This window comes from Vreelandella aquamarina, from assembly GCF_044805175.1.
Lineage (GTDB): Bacteria > Pseudomonadota > Gammaproteobacteria > Pseudomonadales > Halomonadaceae > Vreelandella > Vreelandella aquamarina_B.
On sequence record NZ_CP085232.1, the window covers coordinates 1560418 to 1584691 of the forward strand.

25 protein-coding genes are annotated in these 24274 nt (G+C 55.1%); 21 read left to right on the forward strand and 4 right to left on the reverse strand.

Features of this window, described 5'->3' with window-relative positions:
• Window positions 1–149: 149 nt before the first annotated feature.
• The 3 genes from LG300_RS07330 to LG300_RS07340 all read left to right on the forward strand — a co-directional run bounded on the left by LG300_RS07330 (window position 150) and on the right by LG300_RS07340 (window position 4161).
• Window positions 150–1655, forward strand: a complete 1506-nt coding sequence (locus LG300_RS07330) for a fumarate hydratase (protein WP_404377730.1) — start codon at window positions 150–152, stop codon at window positions 1653–1655.
• Between the two features lie 111 nt (window positions 1656–1766).
• On the forward strand, window positions 1767–3185 hold the full coding sequence (cls, locus tag LG300_RS07335; RefSeq protein ID WP_404377731.1) for a cardiolipin synthase: 1419 nt from the start codon (window positions 1767–1769) through the stop codon (window positions 3183–3185).
• A 58-nt stretch (window positions 3186–3243) separates the two neighbouring features.
• Complete coding sequence (locus LG300_RS07340) at window positions 3244–4161, forward strand: LysR substrate-binding domain-containing protein (protein WP_404377732.1); 918 nt, start codon at window positions 3244–3246, stop codon at window positions 4159–4161.
• Here the strand turns inward: LG300_RS07340 and LG300_RS07345 are convergent.
• A complete protein-coding gene (locus LG300_RS07345; RefSeq protein WP_404377733.1) occupies window positions 4158–5252 on the reverse strand; it encodes a bifunctional nicotinamide-nucleotide adenylyltransferase/Nudix hydroxylase in 1095 nt (364 codons plus the stop codon). The two genes, LG300_RS07340 and LG300_RS07345, sit on opposite strands and share 4 nt — an antisense overlap.
• A gap of 176 nt (window positions 5253–5428) precedes the next feature.
• Here LG300_RS07345 and LG300_RS07350 point away from each other — a divergent pair, with 176 nt between their 5' ends.
• Together LG300_RS07350 and LG300_RS07355 are read left to right on the forward strand one after the other, a co-directional pair.
• Window positions 5429–6328 (forward strand): YihY/virulence factor BrkB family protein, encoded by a 900-nt coding sequence (locus LG300_RS07350; protein WP_404377735.1) that lies wholly within the window; start codon window positions 5429–5431, stop codon window positions 6326–6328.
• A gap of 15 nt (window positions 6329–6343) precedes the next feature.
• Window positions 6344–6619 (forward strand): acylphosphatase, encoded by a 276-nt coding sequence (locus LG300_RS07355; RefSeq protein ID WP_404377736.1) that lies wholly within the window; start codon window positions 6344–6346, stop codon window positions 6617–6619.
• Window positions 6620–6628: 9 nt separating this feature from the next.
• Here LG300_RS07355 and LG300_RS07360 read toward each other — a convergent pair whose 3' ends face one another.
• On the reverse strand, window positions 6629–7579 hold the full coding sequence (locus LG300_RS07360) for a D-2-hydroxyacid dehydrogenase (RefSeq protein WP_404377737.1): 951 nt from the start codon (window positions 7577–7579) through the stop codon (window positions 6629–6631).
• Between the two features lie 199 nt (window positions 7580–7778).
• Between LG300_RS07360 and LG300_RS07365 the strand changes: the two genes are divergently transcribed.
• The 13 genes from LG300_RS07365 to LG300_RS07425 all read left to right on the forward strand — a co-directional run bounded on the left by LG300_RS07365 (window position 7779) and on the right by LG300_RS07425 (window position 18552).
• Window positions 7779–8054: an FmdB family zinc ribbon protein gene (locus tag LG300_RS07365; RefSeq protein ID WP_404377738.1), complete on the forward strand. Its 276-nt coding sequence runs from the start codon at window positions 7779–7781 to the stop codon at window positions 8052–8054.
• A gap of 66 nt (window positions 8055–8120) precedes the next feature.
• Window positions 8121–9902, forward strand: a complete 1782-nt coding sequence (aspS, locus tag LG300_RS07370; protein WP_404377739.1) for an aspartate--tRNA ligase — start codon at window positions 8121–8123, stop codon at window positions 9900–9902.
• A gap of 82 nt (window positions 9903–9984) precedes the next feature.
• Window positions 9985–10536: a crossover junction endodeoxyribonuclease RuvC gene (gene ruvC, locus LG300_RS07375; protein WP_404377740.1), complete on the forward strand. Its 552-nt coding sequence runs from the start codon at window positions 9985–9987 to the stop codon at window positions 10534–10536.
• A 68-nt stretch (window positions 10537–10604) separates the two neighbouring features.
• The gene (gene ruvA, locus LG300_RS07380) at window positions 10605–11213 is read left to right on the forward strand and encodes a Holliday junction branch migration protein RuvA (protein WP_404377741.1); all 609 of its coding nucleotides are present in this window, start codon (window positions 10605–10607) and stop codon (window positions 11211–11213) included.
• Window positions 11214–11271: 58 nt separating this feature from the next.
• Window positions 11272–12309, forward strand: a complete 1038-nt coding sequence (ruvB, locus tag LG300_RS07385) for a Holliday junction branch migration DNA helicase RuvB (protein ID WP_404377742.1) — start codon at window positions 11272–11274, stop codon at window positions 12307–12309.
• Window positions 12306–12707 carry a tol-pal system-associated acyl-CoA thioesterase gene (gene ybgC / locus LG300_RS07390; RefSeq protein ID WP_404377743.1) on the forward strand — a complete coding sequence of 134 codons (402 nt, stop codon included), beginning with the start codon at window positions 12306–12308 and terminating at the stop codon, window positions 12705–12707. Before ruvB ends, ybgC begins: the two co-directional genes overlap by 4 nt.
• A gap of 28 nt (window positions 12708–12735) precedes the next feature.
• On the forward strand, window positions 12736–13431 hold the full coding sequence (gene tolQ, locus LG300_RS07395; protein WP_404377744.1) for a protein TolQ: 696 nt from the start codon (window positions 12736–12738) through the stop codon (window positions 13429–13431).
• An 11-nt stretch (window positions 13432–13442) separates the two neighbouring features.
• Entirely contained in the window at window positions 13443–13880 is a 438-nt protein-coding gene (gene tolR / locus LG300_RS07400) for a protein TolR (protein ID WP_404377745.1), read from the forward strand.
• A gap of 12 nt (window positions 13881–13892) precedes the next feature.
• Window positions 13893–15029 (forward strand): cell envelope integrity protein TolA, encoded by a 1137-nt coding sequence (tolA, locus tag LG300_RS07405; protein WP_404377746.1) that lies wholly within the window; start codon window positions 13893–13895, stop codon window positions 15027–15029.
• Window positions 15029–16315 (forward strand): Tol-Pal system beta propeller repeat protein TolB, encoded by a 1287-nt coding sequence (tolB, locus tag LG300_RS07410; RefSeq protein WP_404377747.1) that lies wholly within the window; start codon window positions 15029–15031, stop codon window positions 16313–16315. The genes tolA and tolB overlap by 1 nt, the downstream gene beginning before the upstream one ends.
• 45 nt (window positions 16316–16360) lie before the next feature.
• The gene (pal, locus tag LG300_RS07415) at window positions 16361–16900 is read left to right on the forward strand and encodes a peptidoglycan-associated lipoprotein Pal (protein ID WP_404377748.1); all 540 of its coding nucleotides are present in this window, start codon (window positions 16361–16363) and stop codon (window positions 16898–16900) included.
• Between the two features lie 47 nt (window positions 16901–16947).
• Entirely contained in the window at window positions 16948–17757 is an 810-nt protein-coding gene (gene ybgF, locus LG300_RS07420) for a tol-pal system protein YbgF (RefSeq protein WP_404377749.1), read from the forward strand.
• Between the two features lie 33 nt (window positions 17758–17790).
• Window positions 17791–18552: a YciK family oxidoreductase gene (locus LG300_RS07425; protein ID WP_404377750.1), complete on the forward strand. Its 762-nt coding sequence runs from the start codon at window positions 17791–17793 to the stop codon at window positions 18550–18552.
• A gap of 19 nt (window positions 18553–18571) precedes the next feature.
• Here LG300_RS07425 and LG300_RS07430 read toward each other — a convergent pair whose 3' ends face one another.
• Complete coding sequence (locus LG300_RS07430; protein WP_404377751.1) at window positions 18572–19243, reverse strand: HAD-IA family hydrolase; 672 nt, start codon at window positions 19241–19243, stop codon at window positions 18572–18574.
• Complete coding sequence (gene ubiG / locus LG300_RS07435) at window positions 19243–19986, reverse strand: bifunctional 2-polyprenyl-6-hydroxyphenol methylase/3-demethylubiquinol 3-O-methyltransferase UbiG (protein WP_404377752.1); 744 nt, start codon at window positions 19984–19986, stop codon at window positions 19243–19245. Before ubiG ends, LG300_RS07430 begins: the two co-directional genes overlap by 1 nt.
• A 206-nt stretch (window positions 19987–20192) precedes the next feature.
• Between ubiG and LG300_RS07440 the strand changes: the two genes are divergently transcribed.
• From LG300_RS07440 to LG300_RS07450, 3 genes are all read left to right on the forward strand, one after another.
• On the forward strand, window positions 20193–21485 hold the full coding sequence (locus LG300_RS07440) for a nucleotide sugar dehydrogenase (protein WP_404377753.1): 1293 nt from the start codon (window positions 20193–20195) through the stop codon (window positions 21483–21485).
• A 10-nt stretch (window positions 21486–21495) separates the two neighbouring features.
• Window positions 21496–22338 (forward strand): hypothetical protein, encoded by an 843-nt coding sequence (locus tag LG300_RS07445; RefSeq protein WP_404377754.1) that lies wholly within the window; start codon window positions 21496–21498, stop codon window positions 22336–22338.
• 65 nt (window positions 22339–22403) lie between these two features.
• A complete protein-coding gene (locus LG300_RS07450; protein ID WP_404377755.1) occupies window positions 22404–24254 on the forward strand; it encodes an autotransporter assembly complex family protein in 1851 nt (616 codons plus the stop codon).
• Window positions 24255–24274 lie beyond the last annotated feature (20 nt).

A 24274-nucleotide genomic window follows, 5' to 3' on the forward strand; every position in this document is an offset into this window, starting at 1 on the left:
TACCAAAAAATCAGACCAAAGCGGTAACCATCAGGGGGCGGTTAGTAACGGGATTGGCTGCCGCGTGGGTCTTGATACGGTATACTTCTCGCACACTTAGACGGCCGCAAAGGCTGCAGCCAAGCCGATAACCGAGGAGCTGTTAATCCATGACCGTGATTCGCCAGGACGACGTGATCCAAAGCGTTGCCGATGCTCTGCAGTACATCTCTTACTACCACCCGAAAGATTTCATCGATGCGATGGCCGCCGCTTATGAGCGTGAAGAGAACCCTGCCGCAAAAGATGCTATCGCACAAATTCTGATCAACTCGCGCATGTGTGCGACAGGGCACCGCCCGATTTGTCAGGATACCGGTATTGTCACGGTCTTTGTTCACGTGGGTATGAACGTCACCTGGGACGCCGAGCTAAGCCTCGACGACATGATTAACGAAGGCGTTCGCCGTGCCTACCAGTTGCCGGATAACGTTCTTCGCGCGTCCGTGCTTGCCGACCCGGATGGTAAGCGCCAGAACACCAAGGATAATACTCCTGCCATCATCCACCATAAAATCGTGCCTGGCGATAAGGTCGATATCCACGTCGCGGCGAAGGGCGGCGGTAGCGAGGCAAAGTCAAAATTCGCCATGCTCAACCCCTCCGATAGCGTCGTGGATTGGGTGATGGAGCAACTGCCTAAAATGGGCGCAGGCTGGTGCCCGCCGGGCATGCTGGGTATCGGGATTGGTGGTACCGCCGAAAAAGCGATGGAAATTGCCAAGGAGGCACTGCTAGAGCCTATCGATATCCAGGAGCTACAAGCGCGTGGTGCAAGCAATCGTGCTGAAGAGCTGCGTCTTGAGCTGTTCGATAAAGTGAATAAAAGCGGGATTGGGGCCCAGGGGCTTGGCGGCTTAACCACCGTGCTGGATATCAAAGTCAAAGATTACCCGACCCATGCCGCCAATAAACCGGTAGCGATTATTCCTAACTGCGCGGCGACCCGCCACGCGCATTTCACGCTGGATGGTTCAGGCCCCGTGGCCCTGCCGGCACCGAAGCTGGAAGACTGGCCGGAGATTACTCGTGAAGCGGGTGATAACGTCAAGCGTGTCAACCTGGATACCGTAACGCCCGAAGAGGTGAAAACCTGGCAGCCCGGCGACACGCTGCTGTTAAACGGCAAGCTGCTGACTGGTCGCGATGCTGCTCACAAGCGCATGGTCGATATGATCGCCAAGGGTGAACCGCTGCCGGTAGATCTAAAAGGGCGCTTTATCTACTACGTTGGCCCGGTAGATCCTGTAGGTGATGAAGTGGTAGGTCCGGCAGGCCCCACTACCGCGACACGTATGGATAAGTTTACCCGCACGATGCTGGAAGAGACCGGCTTGCTAGGCATGGTGGGTAAGGCAGAGCGCGGTCAGGCGGCGATTGAGGCCATTCGTGATAATCAGGCGGTCTACTTGATGGCGGTCGGTGGCTCCGCTTATCTGGTGGCTCAGGCGATCAAAAAGTCTCGCGTAGTGGGCTTTGAAGACTTGGGAATGGAAGCCATCTACGAATTCGAGGTAGAAGACATGCCGGTAACGGTTGCCGTTGATAGCCAAGGCACCTCCGTTCACCAAACTGGCCCGGCGAAATGGAAAGAAATTATCGCAGAAAAAGCGTGATACGCTGATGCAGTATTAGCGTTGCTTGCTGACAGGAGCCCCGTTCTAGCGGGGCTCCTGTATATGGGGTAGTGGATGCAACGTATCTTAATGGATGGCGAGGAATAGCAAATGGCCTCTTGGTTGCTAGGGACAGGGATAATGCTAATTCACGTGCTGGGGATCATCTCAGCGGTGATGGCGTTAATGTCGAGCCGCACGTCGCAAGGCGCAGTGGCGTGGATTATTTCACTCATCACATTTCCCTATGCGGCGGTGCCTGCGTACTGGCTATTTGGGCGCCCGCGGTTTTATGGGTATGTGACGGCAAGAGGGGCAAGGGATACTGTTCTAAGGCGTGTGCTAGTGCGCTATCGCCATAATGTAAAACCTCATGTGGCACTATCGGACAACACCGATATCCAGGCGGTTGAGCAGCTAGCCATGATGCCACTGACAAAAGGCAACAGTACAGAGTTGCTGATTGATGGTGAAGCGACCTTTGCGAGCCTGTTTGCCGGGATTGATCGCGCGCAAGATTATCTACTGATCCAGTTTTTTATTGTTCGTGATGATGAGCTGGGACGCCAGCTGCAGCAGTGCTTGATAGCGGCGGTGAAACGCGGGGTGCGTGTTTACTTTCTATATGACGAAATTGGCAGCCGCAAACTAAACGAAGGCTATCTAAAAGAGTTGGACGAGAGTGGGGTAGAAGTGAGCCCATTCCGCTCATCGCGTGGGCTGAAGCATCGCTTCCAGCTTAATTTCCGCAACCATCGCAAAATTACCGTCGTGGATGGTAAGCAAGGGTGGGTTGGTGGCTTCAATGTAGGCAATGAGTACCTGGGAAAAAATGCCAAGCATGGCTTATGGCGTGATACCCACTTAATGGTGCAAGGCCCATGTGTACTCGGGCTACAGGAGGCTTTTTGGGAAGATTGGCACTGGGCAACGGGCAATGTGATTACCTTAAATTGGCATGCCGAGAGCCACCCGCAGCAAGACAAGCAGGTAGTAATTGTGCCTTCTGGCCCCGCCGATAAGCAGGATACGGCAGGGCTATTAGTTCAACAGCTTATCCATAGTGCTAATCAGCGCTTCTGGGTCACTAGCCCCTACTTTGTTCCCGACCAAGGTGTGCAAGACTCTTTGCGCTTAGCGGCGATGCGTGGGGTAGATGTTCGCGTGATGATTCCCGAGCGCCCTGACCATTTGTTGGTTTTTCTCTCTGCGTTCTCCTTTTTACCCGATATGTTGAGGGCGGGGGTAAAAATATACCGTTATCAACCTGGCTTTCTACATCAAAAAGTCATGCTTATCGACCAATCGTCAGCAACAATCGGTACCGTCAACTTAGATAATCGATCATTTCGATTAAATTTTGAAATCACCGCCTTCGTTACAAACCCTGCCTTCGCTAATGATGTCGCGGTTATGCTGGAAAACGATTTTGCTAAATGTCGCCGAATCACCCTTGATGAAGTTAGCCAGCGCCCTATGTGGAAGAAAGTTGTTTCCCGTGCCGCCTATCTAATGGCACCCGTTCAATAAGCCAAGTAGCCTTAACCAAATGGCGAAGCAATAAACATTCAAATAACAGGAGTCATGGGTGAATTTAGAAACAAAATGGCTAGAGGACTTTGTCGCACTGGCAAACACTCGGAGTTTTTCAGCCTCTGCCCGACAACGCCATGTCACCCAACCCGCATTTAGCCGACGTATTCGGGCATTAGAGCAGGCTGTTGGCGTTACCTTGGTCGATAGATCTACCACGCCTATCGGTTTAACCTCGGAAGGGCAGCTCTTTCTGGTAACCGCGCGCAATTTAGTTGAACAATTAAACGAGTCACTTAGCCACTTACGCGGGCTATCCATTGCTAACGAAGCGCTAGATATTGTAGCAGCACACTCCCTGGCGCTTAGTTTTTATCCGCCGTGGATCTCCAGGCTGCAAAAAGGGTTAGGGGAGCTGCCAACTCGCCTGGTGGCCATGAACGTAGGCGAAGCCATCCACGTACTGCGTGAAGGCAACTGCGACCTGATGTTGGCCTATTACGACCCTTTTGCCACCATGCAGCTGGATGCGGAAGTTTTTCCCTCCTTCTCCATTGGCAAGGTCAAGATGCTGCCTGTCTCGCTGCCCGATGAAAGCGGTAAGCCGCTGTTCTCCTTACAACGCGACAGCTCCATTCCTTATCTGGCTTACACCCAGGGAGCTTTCCTGGGGCGCAGTGTGCGGATGTTACTCAAAAACGACCCCCTACGCATGAAGCTCAGAACGGTTTACGAAACCGCCATGGCCGAAGGCTTAAAGGGAATGGTGCTGCAGGGCGTTGGCGTGGCATGGATACCCGATTTTTGTATCCGCGAGGAGCTTAAAACCGGCAAGCTGGTTAGGGCAGGCGATGAAAGTTGGGATATACCGCTCGAAATCCGCTTATACCGCTGTTCCCTGGTTCACAAACCGGGTGTAGAGCGGCTATGGCGGCAGATGATGAAACTGCCGCGTGATTTTTTGCAGGCTTAAAGGGAGCCAAAATCGGCGGGCAAGCCAAGGAAATTCTGAATAATAAAGAAGTGGTCCTCAAATAAGCTCTCTGGTTCTAAATCGGCTAGCGCTACCCAACGGGCGTGGTCGCCCCCTTTAACGGGTTTAAGGCGCGGTAGTTGCTGGTCGGGTCGCAGCGCAAAGTAGAACGCTTCTGCCAGCGTGCGGCCCCGCCAGCTGCGATGGGGCTCATCAAACAGGCGCTGGTCACGCAGGGAGCCTTTTAAAACCGGTTCGGGTACTTTTAAGCGTAACCGTTCACGCAGCTCACGCAGGCAGGCATCCAATAACCGTTCATGGGGGTTGATAAACCCGCCGGGAAGCGCAAACAGGCCTTTTCCTGGGGCAGCCGTCCGTTTCACCAGCAGTACGTGCCCTGACTGAACAACCACCGCATTAACGGTCACAAAAATCGGCGGGTAGGGCGCCTGGGCCCAGGCCTGACGATACTGGTCAAGCAACTGCTGTTCTTCTAGCAACCGGTGATAGTCGTCGCCCTGACAGAACTCACCTACGCTCTCTACCACGCCAGGAGGCAGGTCGTGGTAAGCCCCCGTGCTAAGGTAGTCATCGGTTGAACCAGGCGAACGGAACAGCCGTTCCCTGATTTGGCTGGCCGAGATCCCTTCTACCAGCGGTACGCTGACTGACTCCCACTGGGGGAAGAGCGATAAGTAGTAGCTTGACTGCCCACGACTTGCACCAATGAGTCCAATCCGTGGCAGCCGTGCATTAGCGGGAGCCGCTAAATCACGCACTTTACGCTGCACATCCCTGACCCACACATCGTCGTTGTACAGCGCGTCCAACAGAGGGGTGATTTCAAGCCGCTGGTTATCCGCATCATCAAACCCTGAGCGGATCATGGCCTGCCGCTCATCGAAATGCCATGGATTGCGCAACGATCTTGCCTGCCAGGAAGAACCTACCATAACGATCACCTGGCGGGCCCGCTTAAGCGCTTCACGGATGATGGCCAGATGCCCCAAGTGGGGCGGCTGAAAGCGACCAATAAATACTAGGCAATCAAAGTCATAAGACGTTACGGAACGGGCTGCATCCGAGTTCATTGCGTGTCCTTGATCGCTGAAAAATGGAAATATAGAGCGGCGCCATTATGGTCGGCCCCATAAACCACTGCAACGCAATCATGCCTGCGCTCAACGTTTTCATTGGTTATGCTGATTGATTAATTCGTACATAAGCGTTGCTGAAGACGCTGTGATTGGCTTGTAAAGGAATGATAATGCTAAAACGCACGGTCGTTTTTTGGTGGAAGGTAGTACAGGATGCAACATCACTCTGGCTTGAGCGTAACGCGTTTAGCTATGCGGGGTCGTTGGCGTTTTACACGCTGTTTTCGTTGGCACCCACGGTGATTATTGCCGTCACGGTGATTGGCGTAGTGCTTGGTGAAGAGGCGGCGCAAGGGCAGATAGTCGCTCAACTGCAGGGGACACTAGGCGCTGAAGCCGCGCTTGCCGTAGAGCAGGCCGTTGCCCAGTCACGCATTGAAGAGTCGGGAGTGCTACCGACCCTCCTTGGTTTTTTTGCCCTGTTAGTCGGTGCGACCACCGTCTTTGCACAAATGCAGTTTTCACTCAATACCATTTGGGGCGTTACCGCGAAACCCACAAGCAATAGCGCGCTCATTTTTATCAAAAACCGGCTACTGTCGTTAACCGTCGTACTCTCTATCGGTTTTATTCTGTTGGTCTCACTGGTGCTAGGGGTAGTGCTGCGCGGAATGCTTCATGCTGCCAACGACTTGTTACCCTTTGCCAGCCTGTTAACTACCACCGCCGAGTCATTAATCTCGCTTGCCATGGTAGCACTCCTGTTTGCCACGATTTTTAAAGTGCTGCCCGATGTCGTGCTACGCTGGCAAGATGTATTGATTGGTGCGGTGGTCACGGCGGTGCTGTTTACCATTGGCCGTAGCGTTATTGCCATTTATCTCGCCTACACAGCCACCGCATCCACTTACGGTGCGGCGGGTTCCGTGGTAATGATTCTATTATGGGTTTATTACAGCTCGCTGATTCTGCTCTTCGGTGCAGCGTTTACACGCTCGTTGCTACTGCGACGTGGGCGCCCGCTGGTACCGCGTAATAGCGCTGTTCTGGTCAAACATGAACTGCTTTAACGGGAGAATTTAGCCATGCCCCACTGCTGCGTACGAGCTTTCGTCACGGGAAAAGTGCAAGGCGTTTGGTATCGGCGTGCCGCGCAAGAGCAGGCCTTAATGCGTGGCTTAACCGGTTACGCAAAAAACCTGCCCGATGGCAGGGTTGAAGTACTGGTATGCGGCCCCTCTACGGCTGTTGCCGAGCTTAGCCAATGGCTTTGGCAGGGGCCAGAAGGGGCGCAGGTCACCCATGTGACAGTTGAAACATTGGGTGGCCACCACGCCCCAGATCACTTTTCGACCTACTAGCGAGGCGTGTTAGTGACTATCTGCTAGCCATGAGCGGATATTGTCAGCAGTTAAGCCGACGATATTTTGCCGCGCTTCAGGGGTGATCCATGCATTGTGCGGCGTCACGATCAGGTTGAGCGGCTCCGCATTCGCCAGTGCATCCAGTAGCGGATGCCCGTCCTTGGGAGGCTCGCTGGGCAGTACATCGACGGCTAGCCCGCCGATGCTGCCGTTACGCAGCGCCTCCAAGGCGGCTTCCTCATCAATAATGCCCCCGCGGGCGCAGTTGACGATCAGCAGCGAAGGTTTAGCAACCGCTAGGCGCTCTTTGTTGAGAAGGTGCTTAGTGGCATCGTTGAGTGGGCAGTGCAGGCTAATCACATCTGCCGAAGGGAGCAGTTCATCCAGAGAGGGGCGCTGGTCGTTTGCTTCATTGCCCGGACGGGCAGCAAAGGTGACTTGCATACCAAACGCTTCCGCTAGCCTGGCCACTTCAGACCCCAGCTCTCCTTGACCCACCATGACCAGCTGTTTGCCGGCCAGCTGGAGTGTTGGATGATCTTGCAAGCAGAAAAAGTCGCTTGTCTGCCACTTCCCACCAGCGATATCCGCCTGGTAACGGGGTAAACGATTGGCTAACGATAGCATCAGCATCAGCGTATGCTGGGATACGCTAGCCGTGCCATAGGCCGATACATTCTTGACGGTGATGTTATGCGCCTTGGCGGCATCAAGATCAATATTGTTCAGGCCCGTGGCTAACACACAAATAAGCCGCAACGAGGGCAGTTGTGCCAGGGTGTCGGCATCCAGCTTAACTTTATTGACAATCGCAATCTCTGCACCCGCTAATCGCTCGCGGGCCTGCTCTGTACTACTTTGCTGATATATTTCTAAATGCGTAACGGCGCTACGAATTGCCGTCAAATCAATATTAGGGCCAAGGCTTTGGGCATCCAATATAACCGCATTGGGCATGTTATTCTCTCCATTAACTGCCGGAAGCCGCTTGGCCTTGCTCGGCAGGGGGCACAAAAGGGTATAATGATCGCTCTATCAACCGCAGTCTTGGAATTTATCCCAGCAGGCCACATATTGTCAGCCTGGCAGCATGACGTTTGCCACTAATCTGTCAAAACTACGCCTGTCGGAGTTGAGCTTTTCAGGAGCCATCAACATGCCCATCTATGAGTACGAGTGCAAGGCCTGCGGCCATCGCATGGAAAAACTGCAGAAAGTTAGCGCCGATCCGTTAAAAAGCTGTCCTGCATGCCAGCGTGACGATCTGGAGCGTTTGGTCTCGGCAGCCGGGTTCCGCTTAGCGGGTGGCGGTTGGTACGAAACCGATTTCAAGACGGGTAGCAAAAAGAACTTAGCTGCCGACGGACAAGCGGCTGGTAGCGCGAAAAGCGGTGCTAGCAGTACGTCAGAGAAAAAAGGCGCCGCGGCTTAGCCGCGGCTGTCAGGGCCGTAGTGGCCCAAGACAACTTAATAGCCACGAAACAGAACAGGATTAGACATGCGCAGCCATTATTGCGGCCAGCTTAACGAAACATTGGTGGATCAAACGGTCACCGTTTGCGGCTGGGTTCATCGCCGCCGTGACCACGGTGGGGTTATTTTTCTCGACATGCGCGACCGTGATGGTATCGCCCAGTTTGTCGTCGACCCCGATACCGCCGAGGCGTTTGCTAATGCCGACCGTGCACGCAGCGAATATGTTCTGCGTATTACCGGCCGCGTTCGGCTGCGCCCGGAAGGCACCCAGAACCCCAACATGCCCACTGGCATGATTGAGGTGCTGGCCAAAGACGTTGAAGTACTGAATACCGCGGCAACGCCGCCTTTCCAGCTTGACGAGCATGGCAAGGTAGGCGAAGAAGTACGCCTGAAACACCGCTATATCGATCTACGCCGCCCGGACATGATCGAGAAGCTGCGCCTGCGTTCGCGCATTTCCCATAGCGTGCGTGCTTACCTAGAGAACCAGGGCTTTTTAGATATTGAAACGCCGGTACTCACCCGCGCAACGCCGGAAGGTGCCCGGGACTACCTCGTACCCAGCCGTACCCATGCAGGCAGCTTCTTTGCACTGCCACAGTCTCCTCAGCTGTTTAAGCAGCTGCTGATGGTGGCGGGTTTTGACCGCTACTACCAAATCGCAAAGTGCTTCCGTGATGAAGACCTGCGCGCTGATCGTCAGCCTGAGTTTACGCAGATCGATATCGAGGCCTCTTTTGTGGAAGAAAACGACATCATGGGCATTACCGAAGCCATGATTCGTCAACTGTTCCAGGAAGTGCTGAGCGTCGAGCTGCCGGAATTCCCGCGTATGTCATGGCAAGAAGCCATGGACCGCTTTGGTTCGGATAAACCTGATCTACGTATTCCGCTGGAACTCACTGACGTTGACGACCTGATGCAGCAGGTTAATTTCAATGTGTTCTCAGGCCCGGCCAAGTCAGAAGATGGCCGCGTAGCAGCTCTTAAAGTGCCGGGTGGTGCCAAGCTTTCCCGTAAAGAGATCGACGAATACACCAAGTTCGTGGGTATTTACGGCGCTAAAGGCCTTGCCTGGATCAAAGTCAACGAACGCGCCAAAGGGCTGGAAGGCCTGCAGTCGCCCATCGTTAAGTTCATGGAAAACGTGGTCGAAGAGCTGCTTGACCGTGTCGGCGCGGAAGATGGCGACATTATCTTCTTCGGTGCGGATAAAGCGCGTATCGTCAATGAAGCGATCGGTGCGCTGCGCGTGAAGCTAGGTGCGGATTTAAATCTCTACACCCAGGCCTGGGCGCCGCTATGGGTCGTTGACTTCCCTATGTTCGAAGCCGACGACAATGGCCGCTTAAGCCCGCTTCACCACCCCTTTACAGCGCCTTCCTGCTCGCCGGAAGAGCTGAAAGCAGACCCAGCAAAAGCGCTTTCCCGTGCTTACGACATGGTGCTCAACGGCACTGAGTTGGGCGGTGGCTCTATTCGTATCCACAACCAAACCATGCAAAGCACCGTGTTTGAGATTCTCGGCATTGGCGAAGAAGAGGCGCAAGAGAAGTTCGGCTTCCTGCTGGACGCGCTGCAGTACGGCGCGCCGCCCCATGGCGGCTTGGCATTTGGCTTGGATCGCCTAGTGATGCTGATGGCTGGTGCGAAAACCATTCGTGAAGTTATTGCCTTCCCGAAAACCCAAAGTGCGGCTTGTTTAATGACTGACGCACCGGGTGAAGTTAGCGCTGACCAGCTCAAAGAGCTGAATATTCGTCTACGCCAAAAAGCCAAAGCGGAAGCAGCGGGCGAGTAAGACCGCTTATCCGTTTTGAACAGGAAAACACCGACGCTTTGCGTCGGTGTTTTTGTTTAAAGACGTGTAAAGAGAAACAGGCATGGACGAAAAACAGCCAGCTACTACGGTCAGAATTTTAGGTATTGATCCAGGCTCGCGTATTACAGGCTATGGTGTGATCGACCTGGTAGGCGTGAAGCCCCGCTACGTGGCTAGCGGTTGCATACGTACCACGGATGGCGCACTGGAGCAGCGCTTGGCCCAAATCTACGCGGGTGTCAGTGAAGTTATTGGCTTGCATCGTCCCGATGCCGTGGCGGTAGAGCGTGTTTTTATGGCTAAAAATGCTGATTCCGCGCTTAAATTGGGTCAGGCACGCGGTGCAGCGTTGGTTTGCTTGGCTAATCATGGGTTGGGTATTGCCGAATACGCCGCTCGGCAAATTAAACAAGCAGTGACTGGACAGGGTAGTGCCGATAAAAGCCAAGTGCAGCATATGGTCACTACGCTGCTGTCACTCTCGGCAACGCCGCAAGCCGATGCTGCCGATGCGCTAGCGATAGCACTCACCCATGCCTTTGCTGGCAATGCGTTAGCCGCTGCCACCCCTTCGCGCAGCAAGCGGCGCTCAACTGGCCGTTGGCGGCTTTAGGTGCTACTGGTCATCTGTACAGACTGGCTTTATAGTGACTGCTGCTTTTATCTGCTGCGAGACGCATAATGATTGGACGTTTAACTGGCTTATTGCTAGAGAAACAGCCGCCCTGGATGGTGGTAGATGTGCATGGCGTTGGCTATGAGCTTGAGGCCTCCATGACTACCTTCGTTGCGCTGCCAGCCCCCGGTGAGCAGGTGTCGCTCTATACCCATCTCACCATTCGCGATGACGCACACTTGCTTTATGGGTTTGGTCGAGAGCATGAGCGCGCGCTTTTTCGCGCCTTGATTAAAGTAAATGGCGTTGGGCCGAAACTTGCGTTAGCCATACTTTCGGGCATGGACGAAGATGCCTTCATGCGCTGTATTAGGGAGGACGACAGTAAAGCGCTCACCAAACTACCTGGCGTTGGCAAGAAAACGGCGGAACGGCTTATCATCGAAATGCGTGACCGTTTCCCTGAATGGGAGCAGGGCAGCGATGCGCCGTTGGCACTTGAGGCGGCAAATGGCCGTGCATCCCCACGAGATCACTTAGCGGATGCGGAAGCCGCGCTGGTGAGCCTGGGATATAAGCTGACAGAAGCTGCAAACATGCTAGCGGATGTCGACCCTAACCAAACCACCGAAGCGTTGATCAAAGCCGCGTTAACTAAGCGGATGTCTGGTTAATGCCGTCACGGCTGCGGAATAACGTGTACTCACTCGTCAGCACTCCAGAAGAGTCTCTATGTTAGAACATGACCGATTAATTGCCGCTGAGCCGGAGCAGGGCGAAGTGCGAATCGACCACGCTATTCGTCCGAAACATCTCAAGGACTATATCGGCCAACCCCGGGTGCGCGAACAGCTTGAGATTTTTATCGGAGCCGCCAGGCTACGCGAAGAGAGCCTCGACCACACACTGGTATTCGGCCCTCCTGGGCTAGGGAAAACCACGCTGGCGAATATTATTGCCACCGAAATGGGCGTAGGGCTGAAGTCTACTTCCGGCCCGGTGCTTGAGCGGGCCGGGGATCTGGCCGCCATGCTGACCAACCTTGAGCCAGGCGATGTGCTATTTATCGATGAGATTCATCGTCTCTCCCCAGTGGTAGAAGAGGTTCTCTATCCTGCCATGGAGGATTTCCAGCTCGATATCATGATTGGCGAAGGGCCAGCCGCGCGCTCGATTAAGCTCGACCTTCCCAGATTTACCTTGGTAGGTGCTACCACCCGTGCGGGTCTTTTGACCTCGCCGCTGCGTGACCGCTTCGGCATTGTCCAGCGCCTTGAGTTTTACAACTTGGAGGAGCTGACGGAAATCGTCGCGCGTTCAGCGCGGCTACTCGGCGTGGAAACCAGCCATGAAGGGGCGGTTGAAGTGGCCCGCCGCTCCCGCGGCACGCCGCGTATCGCTAACCGGCTTTTACGCCGTGTTCGCGACTATGCCGAGATCAAGGGTAATGGCGTGGTGGATGCGACCTTGGCGGATGCAGCGCTCAACATGCTTAATGTGGATCATCATGGCTTGGATCATATGGACCGGCGCCTGCTGCTGGCGATGATCGATAAGTTCGATGGCGGTCCGGTAGGCGTTGACTCACTCTCCGCCGCCATTGGAGAAGAGCGTGACACCATCGAAGATGTTATTGAGCCTTACCTGATTCAGCAGGGGTTGATGATGCGGACGCCAAGAGGCCGTGTCGTCACCCGTCAAGCCTGGCGGCACTTTGACCGCACCCCCCACGAGCAATCCATCGATGTAGAGGGAGAACGTCGGCCATGACAGGCGAGTTTAGGATGCCGGTGCGCGTTTATATGGAAGATACTGACGCGGGCGGGATTGTCTACTACGTTAACTACTTGAAGTTTATGGAGCGAGCGCGCAGCGAGTGGCTGAGGGAATTAGGGCTGAATCAGCAAACGCTGCTAGACGAAGATACGCAGCTAGTGGTATACCGCATGGCCTGCCACTACGCTAAACCCGCACGTTTAGATGAGTCGCTAACGGTGACTGCCAAAGTGGCGGAAACGGGGCGGTGCCGAATGACATTCGAGCAGCAGGTTCGTCGAAACGAGGAACTCTTGTGCTCTGCAACAGTCGAGATAGCCTGCTTAAGTGCCGCGACAATGCGCCCCAAGGCGTGGCCGTCGTCGCTCAATACCACGCTACCCAGTCGATAACGACCTTAATTGATTCAAGAGGGCAACTGTGAACGATAACACCATGTCCATTCCCCACTTAATAATGAGTGCCAGCCCTGTGGTCCAGCTGGTCATGTTGCTACTAGTGGTGGGGTCGATCCTCTCATGGGTGGTGATTTTTCAGCGGAGCATTGCGCTACGTCGGGCCAAGCAAGAGTACAACCAGTTTGAAGAGTCGTTCTGGTCGGGTGTTGATCTAAACGAACTCTATCGCGAAATTCCTGCTGACGACCCGCGTCATGGAGCAGAACATATTTTCCAGGCAGGCTTTCGGGAATTTAACCGCCTGATGCCTAAAACCCGCAGTGCCGACACGATACTGGAAGGCGTTCAGCGCAGTATGCGGGTTGCATGGTCCCGAGAAGAGGACCGTTTAACCCAGCATCTAGTGTTTTTAGCGACGGTTGCCTCCGCGAGTCCGTATATCGGTCTGTTCGGTACGGTATGGGGCATTATGGGCTCTTTCCAGTCGCTCTCTATGACCCAACAAGCCACACTAGCGACTGTTGCTCCTTGGATCGCAGAGGCGCTGATTGCTACCGCAATGGGGCTTTTCGCCGCTATTCCCGCCGTTATTTTCTATAACCGCCTATCCAATAACGCGTCCCGCCTACTGGGTAAATACGAAGACTTTGCTGAAGAGTTTCACGCAATCTTGCACCGTAATCTGCAAGGGCGTGACGGCAAACCTGGCGCTAGTTAAGGGAGTCTGCCATGCAAGGTCCGTTCAACCGTAGCGGCAAGAGCAAGCCGATGGGGGAGATTAACGTCGTCCCCTTTATCGACGTCATGCTGGTACTGCTCGTTATTTTTATGATTACCGCTCCCATGCTAACCCAAGGTGTCCAGGTCGACCTGCCGCAAGTCACCTCTGAGCCTATTGACACCCAAGAGGATAATGAGCCGATTATTATCTCGGTAGACCGCGATGGCGGCTACTTCATTACTCTGGGAGAAGACTCGACGGCGGTTTCTCTGGAGCAAATGGCGGAACGGGTCACGGCTATTCTTCAGCGTCGTCCCGGTACGCCTGTCATGGTGCGTGGAGACCGCAACGTGCCTTATGGGCAGATTGTGCTGTTGATGAGCACGCTGCAGCGCTCAGGTGTCGCCAACGTAGGGCTGCTCTCCGAGCCGTCCCAAGATGGTTAAGGGCGAGTCCACATGGCTGTAAAACCAACGCGTGACCCGCAAGATGTTGGCTATACATGGCCAACCATCCTGGCTATTGCTGTGCACCTTATGGTGATTGTTTTTAGTTTGGTTAAGCTGCCAAGCACGACCGCTGAGCCTGACTCCTCCTCGATAGTGCAGGCAACCTTTGTGAGCACCGAGACCTTTACTGACCAAGCCCAGCAGGTAACGGAACAGCAGGCGGCGATGAATAACGTTACCGAACCGGACGTTACCGAGCCAGAGCCACCCAGCGACGAACCCTCTGCCGAGCAACAAGCCGCCGAAGCGGCAGCACAGCGCGAGGCGGAAGCCCAGGCGGCAGAGCGTGCCCGGGCGCTTGAACAAGAGCAGGCCGAAGCAGCCGCGGAAGCTGAACGCCGTGCGGCTGAGGCCGAGCGTTTAGCCGAGCAGCAGGCTGCCGAAGCAGCGGCACGCGAAGCCGAAGAGCAGCGTGCCCGCGCAGAGGCGGAGGCTCAGCGTCAGCGTGAAGCAGAGGCCGAGCGTGCACGGGCGGAAGCTGAAGCCCAGCGCCAACGTGAAGCAGAAGAGCAGCGTGCCCGTGAAGAGGAGGCTCAGCGCCAGCGCGAAGCGGAAGAGCAGCGTCAGCGTGAGGAAGAAGCTCGCCGCCAACGTGAAGCGGAAGAACAACGCGCCCGTGAAGAGGCCGAAGCTCAACGTGAGCGCGAAGCCGAAGCGCAGCGCCAGCGGGAGGAAGAGGCTCGCCGCCAGCGGGAAGCCGAAGCACGCCGTGCGGCTGAGGCAGCCGAGGCCGCTATGCAGCGCCAGCTAGCTGGAGAGGCGGAAGCCGCGGCCAATGCCCAGCAGGCGCAGCAGGCCGCTAATAGCTTTATTAATATCGTTCGTCGTGCCGTCGAGCAGGCTTGGCTGATCCCGCCAGGAGCAAGTGACTCAATGAGTGCTACGATACAGGTACGGCTTGGGCCGTCGGGTGAGCTATTAACCACATCGGTAGCCACTTCCAGCGGCGATAGCGCTTTTGACCGCTCAGCCATGCAGGCGGTGGAACATGCAGCACCGTTCGGTGAATTACGCGATTTGCCAGCGGAGCAGCAGCGTACGTTACGTCAATTTAATCTGCGATTTACCCCGGGGGATGTTCGCTGATGCAAACCTTAAGCAAAGTGTGGCTTTTTTGCGTGCTGCTATTGATCAGCAGCGTAGCAAGCGCCAATTTAACTATTGAGATAACGCGCGGTAGCGACCAAGCGCTCCCCATCGGGGTGGTGCCTTTCGCAGGTAATGAGGGGCTGCCTGAAGACGTTGCACAAATTGTCCAGGATGACCTTGAACGTAGTGGCTTTTTTGCTCCCTTAGAGCGCAATGCCATGTTTGACCGCCCAAGCCAGGCCGATGATGTTGAGTTTGGTACGTGGCGCTCGCTAGATGTTCGCTATTTGGTCGTCGGTCGTGCCCAGCAAACAGGCAGTGGGTACGAGCTGGGATTTGACCTCGTCGATATCAGCGGCCAGCGTACGATGATCAGTGAAACGGTCACCGCCAGTGCTAATGATTTACGCGGCGCGGCGCATTACATCAGTGACCAAATCTTTGAAGCCATTACCGATATTCGTGGTGCGTTTTCAACCCGCATCGCCTATGTAACGGCCCAGGGCGTTGGCGATAATATGCAGTTCGGGTTATACGTTGCTGATGCCGATGGGCGTAGAAGCCAGCAAGTACTAACGTCTGATCAGCCGATTATGTCGCCTGCTTGGTCGCCGGATGGTCGCAAACTGGCTTATGTCTCGTTCGAAACCGGTAAAGCGTCTATTTATATTCAAGATGTAAGCTCAGGCCAGCGGGTTCAGGCGACAGCGTTTGACGGTATTAACGGCGCTCCGACCTGGTCACCTGATGGACGCCGAATCGCAATGTCGCTCTCAAAAGACGGGCAGCCGGAAATTTACGTGCTGGACATTGCCAATCGCTCCCTGGATCGTATTACCCAAAGCAGCAGTATCGATACGGAACCCGCGTGGTCGCCCGATGGCCGTAGCCTGCTTTTTACCTCGGATCGTAGTGGCGGCCCGCAGATTTACCAGTACTCCATGGGGAGTGGCGAAACCAACCGCCTAACCTTTACCGGCAACTACAATGCCCGTGCACGCTATTCGCCGAACGGTGAGCAGATCTTCCTGATTCACCGCTCAAGCCGGGGATATCAAGTTGCCAAGCAGGATCTTGATGGTGGCCGCTTAGTGGTATTAAGCGAATCAACAAGAGATGAATCTCCTAGTGTTGCGCCGAACGGGACCATGGTAATCTTCGCTACCCAACAGGGTAGTAGCGGTGTACTAAGTGCCGTTTCAGCCGATGGCCGCTCGTCATTTAGGTTGCCCGCAGCACAAGGTGATGTACGTGACCCCGCGTGGTCGCCTTTCTTAAATTAATAGATGAACAGCACTAATTTCTGTTTTCAGGCAAGGAGTCTGATTATGCAACTTAAGCCGTTGGCTCGCTCATTGGCAGTCGCGTTATCTATCGTAGTTATCGCTGGCTGTTCCAGCACCGGCGGAACCCAAGACGGTGACTCGTACGGAAGCCAGGATGGCAGCAGTATGGGATCTAACACCTCGGGTGTGGGCACAGGTGGCCAGTATGGCTCAACGTCTGGATCGGGCGCTGGCCAGCAGGCTGACTCCCGTATTCCCGAAGTGCGTACCATTTACTTCGATTACGATCGCGATACCATTAAGAGCGAATACGAGTCTGTCGTAATGGCCCATGCGCGCTACCTGCGTGCCAACCCCAACGCCAGTGTTGTACTGCATGGCCACACTGACGAGCGCGGTACCCGTGAATACAACATGGCACTGGGCGAGCGCCGTGCCGGAGCCGTGCAGCGCTTCCTGAATATTCAGGGCGTTTCTCCGTCACAAATGAGCGTGGTTAGCTACGGTGAAGAGCGCCCGGCGGTCAACGGCCAAGGTGAAAGCGCTTACTCGCAAAACCGTCGCGTCGTCTTTAACTATTGATAGCGTTGGCGTGCCTTGCACGCCAATAGCCTGACTTCGGAGCTATCATGAATCACAGTCTCAAACGCTATTTTGAGAGGCTGTGCGGTGCGGGAGCCTTAGTGCTCCCGCTGTCCGTATTGCCTTTATCATTACTACCCGTGTCCGCTATCGCACAGCAGCCGCTGGTTCAGGATCTCTCCTCGGGCTCATCCAGCAGCTTTTACCAGCAAACCCAGCGCCAAGAGCCGGCAGGCGGGAATCTGGTGCTGTTTAACCAAGTGCAGGAGCATCAGCAGGAGATCCAGCAGCTACGCGGTCAAATCGAGGAGTTGCGCCACCAGCTGGAGCAGCTACGCAATCAAACTCAGCAGCAGTATCTGGATATTGAAGACCGCCTCATGAGTAGTGCGCCAAGCCAGATTGAACAGGCTACTCCAGAAGTAGAGCCTGAAGCGGCTGAGCAGGTTATCCAGGCTCCTTCTACTCGCAATGTTAGCGAAGACGCACAAGCCGACTACCAAGCTGCTTTTGCCCATGTGCAGGCACGTCAGTTCGATGAGGCCATTGCAGCGTTTGAAGCCTTTGTTACTGATCACCCTGACAGCAGCCTTACCGCTAATGGTCACTACTGGCTAGGCGAACTCTATGCGGCAGAAGGGGAGCTAGACGCTGCCGACCAAGCCTTTACCCGTGTTATTGAGCAGCACAGCGGTAGTACCAAGGTGCCTGATGCTCTGTACAAACTTGGCTTGGTAAAAGCGCGCAAAGGCGAAGCCGAGCGTAGCCGCGAGTTGCTGGAACAGGTGCGGGATGACTACCCCCAGAGCAGTGCTGCTGGATTGGCGAACGACTTCTTGCGTCAGTCGGCTGGTTAATACCGTTTACTATTTTTGCTTTAAGGAAACCTCATGAGCTGCAAAATCGACTATCAACCAGCGCCCAATCTGTTAGAAAATCGCGTCGTGTTGGTAACCGGTGCGGGAGATGGGATTGGCCGCGCGGCGGCATTAACCTATGCCCGTCATGGGGCTACCGTTATATTGCTAGGCCGCACCATCGCTAAACTTGAGCGCGTTTATGATGAGATTGAGGCAGCCGGCGGGCCGCAGCCGGCTATTTTCCCGCTCAATTTTGAAGGGGCGACGCTCAAAGATTTCCACGACATGGCAGAAACGCTGGATAAAGAGTTTGGCCGTTTGGATGGGTTATTGCACAACGCTGGGCTGCTTGGCCGCATTACACCGTTCGAGCAGTATAATCCTGAGCTTTGGGAGCAGGTGATGCAGGTCAATATCAATGGCCCCATCTGGATGACCCAGGCGCTGCTGCCACTCCTCCAGGCGTCTGACGATGCATCGGTCATCTTTACCTCTTCCAGTGTGGGCCGTAAGGGGCGAGCATACTGGGGAGCCTATTCCGTTTCTAAGTTTGCTACGGAAGGGTTCATGGAGGTTCTGGCGGATGAGTTGGAGAATCAGTCGAACGTCCGGGTGAACACGCTGAATCCAGGTGCCACGCGTACCCAAATGCGCCGCACCGCTTACCCCGGTGAAGACCCCTTTACGCTGCGTACCCCTGAAGAGATCATGCCCACTTACCTATGGTTAATGGGCCCCGATAGTCAAGGCGTTAGCGGCCAGAAGTTCGATGCCCAGCCGCCGCGCGTCTAATGTCTTAGCCCCGGCAAAACTAAGAGATACGGTGGTCGTGCAGCACGGCCACCAACTCGTCACAAGTTGCAAACCACAGGTCGGCAGGCCACTTCTGGTAATCGTCCTCTTCGCTGATATAGCCATAACCCACGGCGACGGCTGTCATACCCGCTGCTTTTGCCGCCTGCATATCGCGCACATGATCTCCGATATACCAGCACGCCTCGGGGGCAACGCCGAGGCGTTTTGCTGCCTCCCAAAGCGGTTCAGGCGCGGGCTTTTTAACGCTTAAGTCGTCGGCGCAGAGCAGTGCCCCAGGGGTTAGCGCCAGCGCTTCCAAAAGCGGTAGGGTGTAGCGCCGCGGTTTATTGGTCACAATCCCCCAAAGCCGCTCTTCGCTGTGCCACTGCGCTAGCCACTCATTTAACGGCTCAAAAAGCGTGCTATGAACCGCTACAGCCTGCTCGTACGCATCCAGCAGGAACTGCCTTGCCTTATCATGTTCATCACTACCACTTTCAAGGCCGAGCGCCAGCGTGACCAGTGCGCTGCCGCCGTTGGATACTTGCCCACGAATGGCCTGGAACGGCAGGGGAGCTAAGCCGTGATGGGTTCTCAGCGCGTTAGTCGCCGCCGCCAAGTCGGGGGCGGTGTCTACCAGCGTGCCATCTAAGTCAAATAGTATCGCCTGAGGGGTGGGCATCAGCATTACTCGCTCGCTTTCCGGCAATACATCATATAGTTGACAGAGACATCATGGGGCACCAGCCGGTAGTGGCGGGTCAGAGGATTATACGTCAGCCCGGTTTGCTCGCGCACCTCAAGGGATGCCGCACGCGCCCAGTTCGCCATTTCGGAAGGGCGAATAAACTTGGCGTAGTCGTGGGTACCACGGGGCAGCAGCTTCAGCACGTACTCAGCCCCTAAAATGGCAAAAGCATAGGACTTCGGCGTGCGATTGAGCGTTGAGAAAAACACATAGCCACCGGGGCGAACCAGTACACTGCAGGCACGGATGACCGAGGCGGGGTCGGGGACATGCTCCAACATCTCCATGCAGGTCACGACATCGTAGTGGCCAGGCTGTTCGTCAGCCAAGCCTTCAACGCTAATATGGCGATATTCCACTGCAACACCGCTCTCTTCAGCGTGCAGCCTCGCGACCCCTAATGGCGCCTCCCCCAAGTCAATACCTGTCACGTTGGCACCGCGGTGAGCCATTGCCTCACTTAAAATGCCACCGCCACAGCCAACATCCAGCACCTTTTTGCCAGCCAGCCCGGCGCGGGCATCGATAAAATCCAAACGTAACGGGTTGATATCGTGGAGTGGTTTAAATTCGCTCTCCGGGTCCCACCAGCGGCTGGCAAGTGCTTCAAATTTCGCAACTTCTGCGGCATCGACGTTGTCTTGATAGCGGCGAGTGGTGCTATCCTGAAGTGTCGCGGGCATTGTGTGTCTCCCCTAATCGGTTAGGCAAAGCGCTGATTAACCTTGTTTTGCCCATAAACGGAAACAAGCGGCAAGGTGGCATCCACCCTATCGTTGAGTATTATGGACATTCTACCCACTCCTGAAGCGGAACGCATGGAAAGGAACGCTGCATGATACCTAACACTTTATTTTATAGACGCTTATCTGCTAGGGAGAGCATATAAATGCGTGTATTACTGCATGGTAGCGAGTTAAGTGCCGCCACGGCCGCTGCTGCACTGGCTTGGGTGGGGCATCGTGTTGACTGGTTGCTGCACGAGAGTATGCCCTGGGAAACTCTGGCCAATGCCGACTGGCTGCGCCGGGAACCGTCCCTGATGGCACAGATAGAGCACGCCACTGCCGTAGGCAATTTAACCATTGTAGCTACGCCTGAAGCCTCAGAAGAGCCTGACATCGTGTGGTTGGCACTTTCCCCGAGCCAGCGGCCGTCAGCCAATACGCTTCTACAGCATCCGATGTTTCAAGAGTATAGCGGTGCGGTGCTGGTCAATAATTCAACGTTCCCGGTAGGCGAAACAGAGCGTTTACACTCGCTCATGGGCCAACAGCATAGCCGCGTGGCATTGCCCGACACCCTAGAAGAAGGGCGCGCCTGGCTCTCGTTTACTCGCCCGACTCGCTGGCTACTGGGCTGCGACGACGCCGTTGGCGAGCAGATGGTAAGAGAGCTACTGCGCGCCTTTAACCGGCGTAGCGAAGTATTCCAACGCATGCCTTGTCGTGCGGCTGAACTGACCAAGCTGGCCATCAATGGTATGTTGGCTACCCGCATCAGCTACATGAACGAGATTGCCGGCTTGGCCGACACGCTCGGGGTAGACGTAGAGCATGTCCGGCAGGGCATGGGGGCCGATACGCGGATAGGGTTTGAGTACCTCTATCCTGGCTGTGGTTTCGGAGGGCCGAATTTTTCGCGTGACTTAATGCGCTTAGCCGATGTCCAGTCGGCCAGCGGCCGTTACTCGGCGCTGCTTGAACAGGTCATGGATATCAACGAGCAGAAAAAAGAGACGCTGTTCAGAAAATTATGGGGATTTTTCGAGGGAAATCTTGCGGGCAAAACCGTGGCAATATGGGGCGCCGCTTTCAAACCTGGCACCGCGCGGATTGATCATGCCCCAGTATTAACGCTCCTCGAAGCACTGTGGGCGCAGGGGGTAACGGTCAGGTTGCATGATCCGGCAGCTATTCCGGCACTTTACTCGGCGGTTGGTCAGCGGGACGATTTGATCACGTTCGCGGATGATCCTTATTTTGCTTGCCAAGGGGCTGATGCCCTCATGCTGGTTACTGAATGGAAAGCCTATTGGAATCCTGATTGGCAGCGCTTAGCCGCACAGCTAAGCGGGAAACTGGTACTGGATGGACGCAATATCTATGACCCTGCCTTTGTAGCCAGTTGCGGTTTGCATTATAGAGGGATTGGGCGACGCGCCGATCCGACGACGCTCTAAGGGAAAACACATGTCCGATGCCACTTCTTCCCAGCGCATTGTTCCCGACGTGGAGCAAAGCCTGACAGCACAGCACTTACGCCACCGTAGGGGGCCGCGACTATGGCCGCTCTGGCTCGCCTTGACGTTTATGGTGTTGCTTATGGCAGCGTCGGCAGCCGGATTATGGTACGAAAGAGAAAGATTACTTGCAGAAGTACATCGTGTGAGCGGTGAGCTGTCTAATCTGCACGCAAGGCTAGACTCCGATGACACCGAGACCCAGGATACGTTAACCTTTGTACAAGCCCAAATGTCCACGCTGTTCCAAGAGCAGGAGCAGCTAGCCATGGCATTAACTGATACGCGTGAAGAGCTCTATGGCCTTCTCACAGACAGTGAAGAGCTCGTTTCCAATGAAGCGCTAGAGACGTTTTCACAGCGGCTGGAGCAGATTCAGGAACAGGCAATCCTGCGCGATAGCCAGCTGGCCGCTATCCGCACGTCGCTCGATGCCTTGGAGCAGGCTGGCACATCGGGTCGGCAAAATTTGGCAGAGGAGGTTACCCATTTAGAGGCAGTCATGGGGCAACGTCTCGAAACGATGGAGCAGCAACTCGCCAGCGACCAAACTGCTATCGAAGCGCGTTTAAGAGATTGGCGTGAAGATATGGAGCAGCAGCTAACGCAGCTCTCCTCCACTGTCGATGGAGTGATTGCCGATGCCGCAGAGGCAGAGCCTGTCAGCCAGGCTGAGATCACCTCATTAGAAGAGCAGTGGTCGCAGCGCCTGAATACGCTAGAGAGCGATTTAAGGCAGGTGCGGCAGGCTCAGCTTGCCTTCAGTGCGCAGATGGAAATGCTGCGTAATTAACGACAGCATCACGCTGTAGAATAAATAAGCCACTAAGCCGGTGATTGGGTTAGGGATATAACGGTATGGGAAGACAACGGCGATGGCCTGCGGCCAAGCAAGTGGCGTGTTTATTGGTACTGCCACTGCTGTCCGCTCCATCGGCCTCTTGGGCGCTGGAAGCAGCCATCAGCGGTGTTGATGGGCGTGTACTCGCTAACATTGAGGCCTATTTAGAAAATATTAAGGCGGATCAGTACACTGATGTCCGCTTAGAGGGTGAAATACGCCAGCGCACCCAGGAAGCCATGCGGGTGTATGGCTATTATGAGCCCGATATTCATATCGAGTTAACGCAATCCCCCATTGCCGTGCGTATAGAGGCAGGTCCTCAAGTGGTGATTGAAGTACTCGATATTAAAATTACCGGGGATGCCAACAATGACCCGCCTTTCCAAGCTGCGCTTGATGATTTCCCTTTAAAGCAAGGCGACTCATTGCGTCATGCCCCTTGGGACAGCCTGCGTAACCAGTTTTCCGGTTTAGCCATTGAACGGGGTTACTTCGACTGGGGCTTTTCAGATCGGCGGATGGAAGTGCGCCCCTACCTGGAAAGCGCGCGTCTTTATATGACGTTTGACAGCGGGCCGCGCTATCACTTCGGCGACACATTAATTACCGGCAGCCATATTGAGCCAGAGCGACTACGCAAAATGCAGGCGTTCCGCGCGGGTGACCCTTACCTCGCGGAATCCCTAGCCCGCTATAACCAGCGCTTAGCCGAAACAGGGTGGTTTAGTTCAGTCTCTGTTCGCCCTCTGTTGGAAACGGCACAAGAACTCACCATTGCACCGCCAAGAGGCGGAGCTCCTTGGTGGAACGAAGCCACCGCATCGCAGCCTGAACGCCCAAGGTTAAGTAGTGCGGCACTTGCCAGTGCCCTCAGTATTAATAGCCGTGATGATAGTCGCTTGCCCATTGATGTGAGTGTTGAACCAGCCGACCGTCATCAATTTGAGGTGGGCGTAGGCTATGCCACTGACATAGGGCCACGCCTGCGGTTTGGCTGGCAACAGCCTTGGGTCAACCGCTTTGGTCACAGTTTAGATCATGATCTCTATGTTTCCGCCCCCGAGCAGCGTCTTACGGGGGTGTACAACATTCCCCTAGAAGATCCAGTACGGGATAACTACCGCCTGCAGTATGGTGTGCGCAATATTGACGATGGCGACACGAAGTCTCTGGAAAGCACGGTAGAAGTGGCCCGGCGTTGGGAGTTTGAAAACCGCTGGGTACAAACGCTCTATTTCAGAACCACTTACGAAGACTTTACCCAGGGTGGCGAAGCAGACGAGGTACTGCTGTTTTATCCTGGTATTCAATGGTCAAGAACCCGCACTCGCCCTCAGCGGTTCCCTCTTTGGGGTGACCGGCAGCAATTATCGCTAGAGTACTCGGACAGTGCGTGGGGGTCCGCCGCCAAATTCACACGCTTAACCGGTGATACCGAATGGATTCGCACCATTGGCAATGACAACCGCTTTTTAGCTCGGTTGAGCATTGGCGCTATTGAGACCGCCGACTTTGACAAACTACCGCCATCGCTGCGCTTCTTCGCTGGCGGTGACCGCAGCGTACGCGGCTACTCCTACGAGAGCCTATCGCCGCGTAATAAAGATGGCCGCTTACGCGGCGGCCAACAGATGCTGACCTCCACGCTGGAGTACCAGCGCCGTGTCACGGGGGACTGGTGGGGAGCCGCTTTTATCGACACAGGGGATGCGTTCGATCATTGGGGGCCTAACGAGCTTAAGACAGGCGCCGGAATAGGGGTGCATTGGGTGTCACCGGTCGGCCCGATCCGTTTCGACATCGCCCACCCCTTTGATATCGACGACGCGTACCGTGTGCACTTTTCGATTGGTCCAGAATTCTAGGAGAGCTCTTTGGCTAAGGT